This is a genomic window from Streptomyces sp. NPDC059037, from assembly GCF_042740015.1.
Taxonomy (GTDB): domain Bacteria; phylum Actinomycetota; class Actinomycetes; order Streptomycetales; family Streptomycetaceae; genus Streptomyces.
Map to the genome: position 1 here is coordinate 1 of NZ_JBHYIG010000083.1, position 10,394 is coordinate 10,394.

Here is a 10,394-nt window from a genome sequence, read left to right on the forward strand (position 1 = left end):
GGTGCCCCTGTCATCACAACCCCCACCCGCCGCCGGGCGGCCCGCGCGCCGGCCAGCCCCACCCCCCGCGGGGGGGTGCCGGTCGCTTCAGGCCCCGCCGCGGCAGCCGAGAAGAAGGAGACCGCAGAAGATCACGCGGCTACACTAGCCACACCTCAGGTCCTCAGACAAGTACTTCCCAGACAAGTGGTCCTCAGACAAATACCGGGTGCCCCGCAATGCCTCTGAACTCCCTCCACCCCAGCCCCCTCGTCGAACAGGCCGCCGCCCGCCTGCGCGAACAGATCACCGGCGGCGACTGGCCCATCGGCAGCAAGCTCCCCGGCGAGACGACCCTCGCCAAGGAGCTCGGCATCGGGCGTTCCACCGTCCGCGAAGCCCTGCGCGCGCTCGCCGGCGCCGGGCTCGTGCAGCCCCGCCAGGGCTCCGGCGTCTTCGTCATCGCGACGCACGAGGTCATGGACTGGCCGACCCGACTGCGGCAGGCGGCGGTCACCGACGCGTACGAGGTGCGGATGCTGGTGGAGGTGCAGGCCGCGCGGCTCGCCGCGCTGCGCCGCACCGACGAGGACATCGCGGCGATGCGGGCCGCACTCGAAGCCCGCAGGGCCGCATCCACCGCGGGCGACGCCGCGTTCATCGACGCCGACATCGCGCTGCACGCGGCGGTGGTGACAGCGGCCCACAACCCCGTCCTCACCGACCTGTTCGCCGAGTTCATGCCCGCGCTGCGGGAGGCCCTGATCAGCCTCGTGCACCTCACGGGCGTACGCGCCGACGAGCCGAACCCCGGCGACGCCGCGCACGCCGACCTCGTACGGGCCGTCGAGGCGCGGGACGCGGAGGAGGCGGCACGGGTGTCCCAGGCCGAACTCCAGGAAACCCTGCGGCGGTTGCCGACCCGCGGCTGAGTCAGCCCCCGCCCCCCAACCCCTCGGCCTCCCCCCGCCCCGCACCGTCGGCCCCGTACAACCGCGCCGACGCATCCACGTGCGCGAGCCGCCGCATGGCGTTGAACACCGCCTCCCCCAGGACCGTGCCGATCACCACGCTCTCCACCAGGTCCTCGACCGCGACCCGGCGGTTCACATAGCCGAGGTCGGCGCGGGCCACCATCTCGGCGGCGTCGGCGTACTCGTCGAGGAGTTCCGTGAACGCCCCGTGGCCCACCCGGCCCATGGCGGCAAGGGCGCGTGAGAGGTCGTCGGCCGCGGGGTTCGACTCATGGGCGCGCCAGCCGCGCCGCGCGATCAGTTCCCCGACGGCGGTCTGCGCGGCCCGCGCCTCGGCGTCGTCGTCGGCGGCGCCCGCCGTGCCGAGCCGGTCCGCCGCCGCGCCGAGCACCTTGTGCAGCGGGCGCCCCGGATCGTCGACCGCGCCGAGCACCTCCGCGATGGCGGCCACCTTCAGGCCGCCCACGTCGAGCAGCGCGCGGATCAGCCGCAGCCTGCGCTCGTGCGCCTCGCCGTAGTGCGCCTGGTTGGGGCTGCTCAACTCGCCCTGCGGCAGCAGCCCTTCACGGACGTAGTACTTGATCGTCGGCACCGGCACGCCGGTCCTGCGGCTCAACTCGCCAATACGCACGGCCCGCCCACTCTCATCGCCGCTCATCGCTTCTCATCGCTTCTCTCCGCCCTTGCCATCCTCGCCACCCATCATAGATAGTGGCGCTATCGGATAGCGGACAGCGCCACTATCCATATTTCGTAGAACCACCCTCCCGACAAGGGGACCCCTATGTCTTCATGGCGTTCATGGCACCGGCCACTCATGCTGTTCGCCGCGTCGATGGCCTTACTCGCCGTCGTCTCCGCGGTGGGACTCGTCGTCGACGACCGGGCCCTGGTGGGCGCGCCCATCTGGGCCAAGCCGTTCAAGTTCGCGGTCTCGTTCATCGGCTTCGCACCCTCCCTCGCCTGGATGCTGTCGATGCCCGACCGGGGCCGCAGGGCCGGCTGGTGGGCCGGCACGGTGGTCGCCCTGACCAGCGTCATCGAGATGGTGGTCATCACCGGGCAGGTGGTGCGCGGGAAGCGCAGCCACTTCAACCACGCGACGCCGTTCGACGAAGCGCTGTACAACGTGATGGCCGTCAGCGTCGTCATCCTGTGGCTCGCCACCCTCGCCGTCGCCGTCCTGCTGCTGCGCGCCCGCATCCCCGACCGCGCCTCCGCCTGGACGATGCGGTGCGGGATCGCCCTCGCGCTCGCCGGCGCCGCCATCGGGTTCGGTATGACCCAGCCGACGCCCGGACAGGTGCGGGGCAGCTCCCCGGTCGTCGGCGCCCACAGCGTCGGCGTGCCCGACGGCGGCCCCTCGATGCCGCTGACCGGCTGGTCCACCACCGGCGGCGACCTGCGGATCCCGCACTTCTTCGGCATGCACGCGCTGCAGTTGCTCCCGCTGCTGCTCATGGGGCTTCTCGCGCTCGCCCCGCGGTTCACCCGCCTCGCGGACGAACGGGTCAGGCTGCGCCTCGTCCTCGTCGCCGCGGGCGCCTACGCCGCCGTCTTCGCCCTGGTCACCTGGCAGGCACTGCGCGGCCAGCCGCTGATCCACCCGGACGGCGCGACGCTGGCCGCGACAGCACTGATCGTCGCCGCCACGGCCGCGGGGACGTACGGGGCACTGCGTTTCACCCCGACAACAGCCGTGCAGGACCCGGCAGTTGATGAAACCAACGACACCAAGGAGCTCGTGGCATGACCGGTTTCCTCTTCGACCTCTCCTTCTGTCTGGCCGCCCCGGTCTGGCTGCTCATGATCTTCGCGCCGGGGTGGCGGACGACCGACCGCATCGCCACGTCACCCCTCACCGTCGTCCCGATCCTCGCCGTGTACGCCGCGATGGCCCTGCCCGTCTTCCCCGAACTCTGGGCCGCGGTCAGCAGCCCGGACATCGACGGCTTCCGTGAACTGCTCGTCCACGCCGACGGGGCGGGCGCCATCTGGGCCCAGGTCATCGCCTGGGACCTGCTGATCGGTCAGTGGATGTACCGCGAGGCCCGGCGCATCGGCATCCACCCGCTGGTCATGGGCCCGCTCCTGGTCTTCACGATTCTCCTCTCCCCCTTCGGGCTGCTGCTCTTCCTGCTGCTGCGGGCCGTGCGGGCGAACCGTGATCAGCCGCGGCCGCTGGTGGGTTCCATGCCGCGCTGATCGACGACCGCGCGGTCCAGGACCGCGTCACTGCTGTAGAGAACCTCGGCATTCCCCTGATCTCCCGGCTTGCCGCCCGGCTTGTGGTCCTTGGTCATGTAGCCGCGTGAGCCGAGGTAGGCGAACGACTTCTTGTCGAAGATCCATTCGCTGCGCGTCGCGTACGCCGACTCATCGATGGTGATGCCGATCCCGTGCCGCCCCGCCGCATCCACCGCGTCGGGCACCTCGGTCACACCGGGGAGCTTCGCGACGGCCTTGTAGAGGGCGGCGGCGTTCTCCGGCGGCATGATCGTCTCAGCGAGCAGGCCGCCGATCTTGTCGAATACGGCCTGCGCCTTCGTCTCCCGCCCATCGCTCACCCGCGTTTCGGCGTACAGCTTCTTCAGGAGGGCGTCGGGGTCGGTGGGCAGCGAGGCGAGCCAGGCGTACGTGGGGCGGTCGGGGCCCGGGGGGATGGCGCCGGTGTCGTCGGAACCGTCCTCCGCGGACGCCTCGACGGGCACGTCCTGCCCGGACATCGGCACCCCCTTCCCGCTCTCGCGGATCATGCCGATGTCCGTGACGGGCGCCGGGTTCTGCGACATCCAGACCTCCCGCTTGTGCGGGGCGCCGAGCTTCACAGGACCGTTGAACTCACCCTGGTTCGCCCGGACCAGACTGCGGACGTAGACGAACTGGCCGTCCTTCACCGGCTTCGTGTCGGCCTTCAGTGAAGCTGTGGCGATCCGGTCGAGGGTGACGGCCGCACCCTGTTCCGCACCCCGGGCCGCGCCCATGTCGCGTACGCCGTCGGCGTCACCGGAAGGGAGCGTGGCCGCCAGGATCCCGGCCACGGCCAGCGCGGCGGCCGCCGGCATCAGCACCGCCGGACGCAGCAGCCGCCGACGGGGCGATACGGAAACGGGGGTGGTGTCACGGTCGATCTGCTGCATCAGGAGGTCCTTGTGGTGAAGGTGTCGGCCCGGCGGAAGTTCCCATTCCTCCTCGGCCGACTCCGGCAGAAGACCGGCCAGTTCCTCGACCTCGGCCTCGGCCTCTCCCCGAGAGGGGGTGGCGGCGTTCATCGGAATTCCTCCCGCAGGGGCAGGGCCGCGAACGCGGCCTCACTCTCTACCTCTCCGCGACCACGGAGCGGTTCCGTCACTTCCCTCACACCGGTCACTTCTCCCGCCTCCGCGTCCAGCGCGTCCTCGCTCAGCCGCCGCAGCCGCGCCCGCGCCCGCGAGAGCCGCGACCGCACCGTGCCCACCGGCACCCCGAGCGCCTCGGCGGCCTGCGCGTAGTCGAGCCCCGACCACACGCACAGCACGAGCACCTCACGCTCCGGACGCCGCAGCCGGCGCAGCGCGCCGTGCACCGCCGCGAGCCGCCGTGCGTCGTCGAGCCGGCCCGCCGACTCCTCGGCGAAATCCGCCACTTGGGGCGGCGACGGCTGCCGGGACAGAAAGGCGAGCCGCCGGCGCAGACCGCGATTGGCGTTCTGCGCCTTGTGCGTCGCGATGCCGAGCAGCCACGGCTTGAGCGAACCGCGGTCCGGATCGAGCCGCTCCCGGGTACGCCAGGCCGCGAGGAACGTCTCGGACATGACCTCCTCCGCGGTCGACCAGTCGCCGGTCAGCCGCAGGGCGTGGTTGTAGACCGTCCGCGCGTACGCCTCGTACAGCTCGCCGAACGCCTCCCGCTCCCCGGCCCGTATCCGTGCATGGATGCCGTCTCCCAGTTCAGTAGGACTCACACCCATGACCTCTCCGCGACCCCGGGAGAGTTCCTGTGCCCCTGGTCACACACACGATGCCGCGTACGCCCTACCCGGCGGCCCGAACCCTCCGGTACTGCCCCGGCGCCACCCCGAACTCCCGCTTGAACGCCCTGGAGAACGCGAACTCCGAGGTGTAGCCCGCCCGTTCGGCGATCTGCCGCAGCGGCAGATCCTCCTCGCGCAGCAGCCGGCCCGCCGTCGTCATCCGCCACCACGTCAGATACGCGAGCGGGCTCGCCCCCACGGACGCCGCGAACCGGCGGGCGAACGCCGCGCGGGAGAGCCCCGCCCGCGCCCCGAGCTCCTCCACCGTCCAGGGCCTCGCGGGGTCGTCATGGATCGCGTACAACGCGGCCGTCACCGACGGGTCCCGCAGCGCGGCGGCCCAGCCCGTCGCATGCCCCGCGGCCTGCTCGCGCAGCCACCACGCCCGCAGGATGTACAGCAGCATCGTGTCGAGCAGCGCCGGAATCACGGCGTCCGACCCCGGCTGCGCGTCGGCCAGTTCGGCACCGAGCAGCTCCACGGCGGACCTCAGCGAGGCATGCTCCCCGACCCTGGCCGGCAGATGCACCACCTCCGGCAGCTCGGCGAGCAGCGGATGGGCGCGCGCCCGGTCCAACTGGTAGGCCCCGCACAGCAGCACGGTGCTCGCCGCCCGGTCGCCCTCCGTCTTCGGCCAGGAGCCGTCCGGGGCGAGGGCGAAATCCACCAGCGGGGCATCGGGCGCACTCGCGAGACCGTGCCCGCGCCCGTGCGCAAGGAAGACCACGTCACCGGGCCCGAGCGCCACCGGCTCCGCCCCGTCACCCGACGGAAGCAGCCAGGCGGAACCCTGAAGCACCACATGGAACCCGGCGCCGTTCGAAGGGGCGAACCGCATCCCCCAGGGCGCTTCCTTGTCCGTACGGGAGGAGTGCGGCCGCCCCGTCCGCATGGCGGCTATCGCGTCGCTGAGTACGTCCATGTCCGTACCGTAGCGCGCGCCACACCCCGCGAGACGTACGGGTATAAAAGCGAGAGCAGCAGGCATGGTTCGTCTCGCAGAGCCCGCCTAGCGTTTCCCGCATGACAACAACTGCTGCGTCAACCACCGCTCGTACCATGCTCTTTGACGAGATCGGCGGCCCCGAGGTCATGCGGATCCACGCCGTGGAGATCCCCGCCCCCGGACCGGGCGAAGTCCGCATCCGCGTCGAGGCGTTGGGCCTCAACCGCGCCGAAACCCTGCTCCGCGCGGGCACTTACTACTACCAGCCGACCCTGCCCGCATCCCGCAACGGCTACGAGGCCGCGGGCACCGTCGAGTCCGTCGGCGAGGGAGTGACCGCCTTCACCCCCGGCGACACCGTCCTCACGGCGGCGAACACCGAACTGAGCGCGCACGGCGTGTACGGCGAGCTGGTCCTGCTGCCGCAGAGCGCCGTCGTCCCGCGCCCCGCCGAAGTGGACGCGGTGACCGCGGCCGCCGTCTGGGTCACGTACTCCACCGCGTACGGCGCGCTGCTCCCGACCGCCGGGCTGCTGCCGGGCCAGCACGTCCTGATCACCGGCGCGTCCAGCGGCGTCGGCACCGCGGCCATCCAGGTCGTACGCCGCGCGGGCGCGGTACCGATCGCCACCACCCGCACCGAGGCCAAGCGGCAGCAGCTCCTGGACCTGGGCGCCGAGCACGTCATCGTCAGCGACCGCGAGGACGTGGTCAAGGAGACCCAACGCCTCACCGACGGCCGGGGCGCCGACATCGTGCTCGACGCGATCGGCGGCCCGGGTTTCCAGGCCCTGGGCGAGGCGCTGGTCCGCAACGGCAAGCTCGTCATCTACGGCTGGCTGGACGCCCGCCCCACGACCCTCCCGATGAACTGGCCCCTGTCCGTCCACGGCTACGGGAACCCGATGGTCACCGAGACGCAGGAGGGCCGCGACCGCGCGGCCGCCTACATCAACTCGGGCCTCACGGACGGCACACTCCGCCCGGTGATCGCCGAGGTCTTCGAGGGCCTGGACCGCATCCAGGACGCCCACCGCCTGATGGAGTCCAACACGCATACCGGCAAGATCGTGGTACGGGTCTGATCGAACTCCCGTGCCACCTCCCTGGCCTAACAGGGAACCGCTGTGACCCACGCTCCAATCGGTTCGTTGATCGATCCATGCGTATCTGTTCGGCTGCCGGAGACAAGTGGACCTGCGACCGGTCCTCCGATGAGCACAACTTCACGAAAGGGTTGTGCAACTCCCACTACAGGCAGCTTCAGCGAGGCAAGGCTCTGACCCCCATCGATCACCGACGCTCAAAGCCAAGGGTCTTCCGAAGGTGCGGCTTCGATGACTGCGACAGGGCCGTGAGTGCCCGCGGGCTCTGCGCGGCTCACTACCAGCAACAGAGTTCCGGGAGGCCGCTGGGCCCACTGCGAAGGAGGCGAGGCAACGTCTCACTCAAAGTACTGCTGGAAACCGGAATGGCTGAGTGCATCGAGTGTGGCGAGAGCAAGGCAGTAGAGGACTTTTCCACGATCAAAGGTTCAGGACTCCCAAGGCCCTACTGCAAGCCGTGCAACTCCGAGCGGGTCCAGCTCAGCCACTACAACGTGACCAAGGAATTCCTCGACCAGCTATGGCGATACCAGGGCGAGCGCTGCGCGATATGTGGATCCGCCGAAGCGGCAAAGACACGAGCCCCGGATATTGACCACGACCACGGCTGCTGCGCAGGCGGAAGGAGTTGCGGCGCCTGCGTACGCGGCCTCGTCTGCTCGAACTGCAATGCATATGGGCTCGCCTGGTACGAGGCGCTTCCCGCCCAGCTGCGCACCTTCACCCTGCTGAATAACTACATCGACAATCCGCCCGCAAAGCGGTTCCGGGAGGAACCGCTCGCGGCGGACGGGACGTAGGTCGACCGTCAATCAACCGTGGCCCACTCCTTCATCGCCTGCTTGCTCTCGAAATCCGCCACATTCTTGTCCAGCGGCGTCGACGTGTACTGGTGGATCCGCCAGTTCGCCTTGATGCGCGGCTTGCCCGCCGTCACGTAGTCGGCGATCCAAAGGCCGTCACCGGCGTACGAGGTGCTGTCGTAGGTCAACCAGAAATTTCGATTGCAGTACAAGACGGTGCGGTGGTTCGGCCGCAACCGCTTCACCTCCCGAATGAAGCGGTCCTTCTCCGCATTGCTCGCGCGCGTATGATCCCCCGTCCACTCCCAGTCCACCGCCAGCAAGTCCCCTGCCTTTTCAGGGGCCTTGCTGACGAAGTACTCCGCCTGGGCCGTGATGTTCCCGGGCCACAGGAAGTGGTAGAAGCCGACCACGCAGCCGCCGTCCCGTGCCAGCTTCGTCTGTGCCGTCAGTCTCGGGTTGATGTACGAACGGCCCTCTGTCGCCTTGATGATGACGAAGGAGAGGCCGTCCGTGTCGAACGATGACTGGTACGAGCTGACGTCGATGCCTCGGATCATGCGCGGCCTCCTGTGGGGCAGAGGAACGGGGCGGTGGATCTACCCTCCCCGTTCCCGGTGGCCGCGGTCGTCAACCGTTGAATGACTCGGGCTCGGTGGACTCAGCGGAAGATCCCCGTGTGCCCCAGTGAGTAGCGGCCCGGCTGCGGGTAGACGGCGAGGCCGTGCGGGCCGCCGCCGACGGGGATGCGGGCGGTCTGGACGCCGGTGCGGGTGTCGATGGCGTACACCTCGGAGTCGTAACGGCCGGACAGCCAGAGCGTGTTGCCGTCGGCGGAGACGCCGCCCATGTCGGGGCTGCCGCCCTGGGGGAGCTTCCACTTCTTGGTGAGCTTGTTCTTGGGGAAGTCGAAGACGGAGACGGTGCCCTCGCCGCGGTTGGAGACGTACATCTCGCGTGAGTCGCGGCTGACGTACAGACCGTGGCAGCCCTTGCCGGTGCGAAGGAGCTTCGGCTTGTCGAACTTGTCGCCGCTCAGGACCCACATGCCGTGGGCCATCATGTCGGCCACGTAGAAGGTCTTGCCGTCGGGTGAGACCTTCACGTCCTGCGGCATGGCGCCGTCGAAGGGCAGCTTCTGCTGGCCGATGACCTTCATCTTCTCCGTGTCGACCTTCAGGAGCTCGCCGGAGAATTCGCAGGAGACGATGAAGTAGCGGCCGTCGGCGGAGAAGTCGGCGTGGTTGACGCCGTAGCAGCTGACCGGTTCGGTCTTGACCTTCTTCATGGTGTGCGGGTCGCGGAAGACGAGTTCGCGGTCCATGGAGGCCATGACGATGGCGTACTTGCCGTTGGGCGTGAAGTAGAGGTTGTAGGGGTCGTGCACGTCGACCGGCTTGCCCGCCTTGCCGGTCTTGGGGTTGATGGGCGTGAGCGTGTGGCCGCGGTTGTTGTTGACCCAGAGGGTCTTCATGTCCCAGGAGGGGACGACGTGTTGGGGCTGGATGCCGACGTCGATGGTGTCGATGACCTGGTACGTCTTGGGGTCGATGACCGAGACGGTGTTGGAGTTGGTGTTGGGGACGTAGACGCGGGAGGGGAAGTCCTTGACCACCGGGGAGAGCTTGTTGGGGCGGTCGGCGGCGTAGACGTCCTTGGGGTCGAGGACCGGCGGCATACCGGGGAGGCCCGGCGCCACCTTGGGTTTGGCGGGCTTCTGGACGCCCTTTGTGCTGAGTGCTTCGTTCTCGCGGGTTTCGGTTCCGCAGCCGGCGAGTGCGGCGGCGACGACGGCACCGGCGGCGATGAGCGCCGAGGTGCGGCGGGTGAGGTCGAGGTGGAGGGTCATCAGGTCAGCAGCTCCGTGGTCGTCACCGCGCGCAGGCCGCGGCGGTCGAGGTCTTCCAGGACGGCGGGGAGCGCGGCGACCGTGTCCGCGTACCCGAAGTGCAGGCTCACGACGGAGCCCGCGCGCACCTCTGAGGCGATCTTGCGGGTGACGGCCGGGGCGCCCGGCGAGGTGAAGTCGAGGGAGTCGACGTCGTACGAGAGGACGTGCGGGTAGCCGGCGCGGTGGGCGAGGCGGGCGACGAGGGGGGTCGCCCGCCGGGCGCGTGAGGGGCGGAACCAGGTGCCGATGGAGCCGGTGAGGCGGCGCAGGCGTTCGGCGCAGCCGGTGATCTCGGCGCGGGCGTCGGCCTCGGTCATGTCGTTGATGGTGAGGTGGTGGTGGGTGTGGTTGCCGAGGTCGTGGCCGCCGTCGAGGATGCGGCGGGCGAGCGTGGGGTGTTCGTCGAGCCAGCTGCCTACGGCGAGGACGGTGATCTTGGCGTCCGCGTGCTCGGCGATGGTGAGCAGGGACCGTGCGATGGCGGGGTCGCCCTGGCCGTGGAAGGTGAGGGCGACCTGGGGGCGGGCGCGGGGGCTGTGTGCGATCTGGTCGGGGAGGCCGGGGAAGCGGCGGGGTGCGGGGGCGGGCGCCGGGGCGGCGGGGGGGGCGCCGGGCGGTGGGGGCGGGGGGGGGGGCGCGGGGGCGGGGGCCGGCGCGGGGGACCAGCCGGCGCGCGCGCCCGC

At 70.2% G+C, this 10,394-nt stretch carries 12 protein-coding genes; 5 read left to right on the top strand and 7 right to left on the bottom strand.

Annotated features, from left to right (window positions below):
* The first annotated feature begins 218 nt into the window (after nucleotides 1-218).
* Nucleotides 219-911 (top strand): FadR/GntR family transcriptional regulator, encoded by a 693-nt coding sequence (locus tag ACFWY6_RS18995; protein ID WP_384691529.1) that lies wholly within the window; start codon nucleotides 219-221, stop codon nucleotides 909-911.
* A 1-nt stretch (nucleotide 912) separates the two neighbouring features.
* On the opposite strand, the gene ACFWY6_RS19000 is transcribed toward ACFWY6_RS18995, so the two are convergent.
* Nucleotides 913-1,611: a MerR family transcriptional regulator gene (locus ACFWY6_RS19000; RefSeq protein ID WP_384691531.1), complete on the bottom strand. Its 699-nt coding sequence runs from the start codon at nucleotides 1,609-1,611 to the stop codon at nucleotides 913-915.
* Nucleotides 1,612-1,737: 126 nt separating this feature from the next.
* Here ACFWY6_RS19000 and ACFWY6_RS19005 point away from each other — a divergent pair, with 126 nt between their 5' ends.
* Together ACFWY6_RS19005 and ACFWY6_RS19010 are read left to right on the top strand one after the other, a co-directional pair.
* Nucleotides 1,738-2,706 carry a hypothetical protein gene (locus tag ACFWY6_RS19005; protein WP_384691534.1) on the top strand — a complete coding sequence of 323 codons (969 nt, stop codon included), beginning with the start codon at nucleotides 1,738-1,740 and terminating at the stop codon, nucleotides 2,704-2,706.
* Nucleotides 2,703-3,158: an ABA4-like family protein gene (locus tag ACFWY6_RS19010; protein WP_384691537.1), complete on the top strand. Its 456-nt coding sequence runs from the start codon at nucleotides 2,703-2,705 to the stop codon at nucleotides 3,156-3,158. Before ACFWY6_RS19005 ends, ACFWY6_RS19010 begins: the two co-directional genes overlap by 4 nt.
* Here the strand turns inward: ACFWY6_RS19010 and ACFWY6_RS19015 are convergent.
* From ACFWY6_RS19015 to ACFWY6_RS19025, 3 genes are all read right to left on the bottom strand, one after another.
* On the bottom strand, nucleotides 3,122-4,225 hold the full coding sequence (locus tag ACFWY6_RS19015; protein WP_384691539.1) for a CU044_5270 family protein: 1,104 nt from the start codon (nucleotides 4,223-4,225) through the stop codon (nucleotides 3,122-3,124). The genes ACFWY6_RS19010 and ACFWY6_RS19015 overlap by 37 nt on opposite strands.
* Nucleotides 4,222-4,902: an RNA polymerase sigma factor gene (locus tag ACFWY6_RS19020; RefSeq protein ID WP_384691542.1), complete on the bottom strand. Its 681-nt coding sequence runs from the start codon at nucleotides 4,900-4,902 to the stop codon at nucleotides 4,222-4,224. The genes ACFWY6_RS19015 and ACFWY6_RS19020 overlap by 4 nt, the downstream gene beginning before the upstream one ends.
* Before the next feature lie 64 nt (nucleotides 4,903-4,966).
* Nucleotides 4,967-5,887 carry an AraC family transcriptional regulator gene (locus ACFWY6_RS19025; RefSeq protein WP_384691544.1) on the bottom strand — a complete coding sequence of 307 codons (921 nt, stop codon included), beginning with the start codon at nucleotides 5,885-5,887 and terminating at the stop codon, nucleotides 4,967-4,969.
* Between the two features lie 137 nt (nucleotides 5,888-6,024).
* Here ACFWY6_RS19025 and ACFWY6_RS19030 point away from each other — a divergent pair, with 137 nt between their 5' ends.
* Together ACFWY6_RS19030 and ACFWY6_RS19035 are read left to right on the top strand one after the other, a co-directional pair.
* On the top strand, nucleotides 6,025-6,996 hold the full coding sequence (locus tag ACFWY6_RS19030; protein ID WP_384691547.1) for a zinc-dependent alcohol dehydrogenase family protein: 972 nt from the start codon (nucleotides 6,025-6,027) through the stop codon (nucleotides 6,994-6,996).
* A gap of 386 nt (nucleotides 6,997-7,382) precedes the next feature.
* On the top strand, nucleotides 7,383-7,817 hold the full coding sequence (locus tag ACFWY6_RS19035) for an endonuclease domain-containing protein (RefSeq protein ID WP_384691549.1): 435 nt from the start codon (nucleotides 7,383-7,385) through the stop codon (nucleotides 7,815-7,817).
* A gap of 8 nt (nucleotides 7,818-7,825) precedes the next feature.
* On the opposite strand, the gene ACFWY6_RS19040 is transcribed toward ACFWY6_RS19035, so the two are convergent.
* The 3 genes from ACFWY6_RS19040 to ACFWY6_RS19050 form a co-directional block, all read right to left on the bottom strand.
* The gene (locus tag ACFWY6_RS19040; RefSeq protein ID WP_384691552.1) at nucleotides 7,826-8,380 is read right to left on the bottom strand and encodes a glycoside hydrolase family 25 protein; all 555 of its coding nucleotides are present in this window, start codon (nucleotides 8,378-8,380) and stop codon (nucleotides 7,826-7,828) included.
* A 101-nt stretch (nucleotides 8,381-8,481) separates the two neighbouring features.
* Nucleotides 8,482-9,669, bottom strand: a complete 1,188-nt coding sequence (locus tag ACFWY6_RS19045; protein WP_384691555.1) for a YncE family protein — start codon at nucleotides 9,667-9,669, stop codon at nucleotides 8,482-8,484.
* A partial coding sequence (locus ACFWY6_RS19050) for a polysaccharide deacetylase family protein (protein ID WP_384691557.1) occupies nucleotides 9,669-10,394 on the bottom strand: 726 nt, incomplete at its 5' end. The genes ACFWY6_RS19045 and ACFWY6_RS19050, both read right to left, overlap by 1 nt.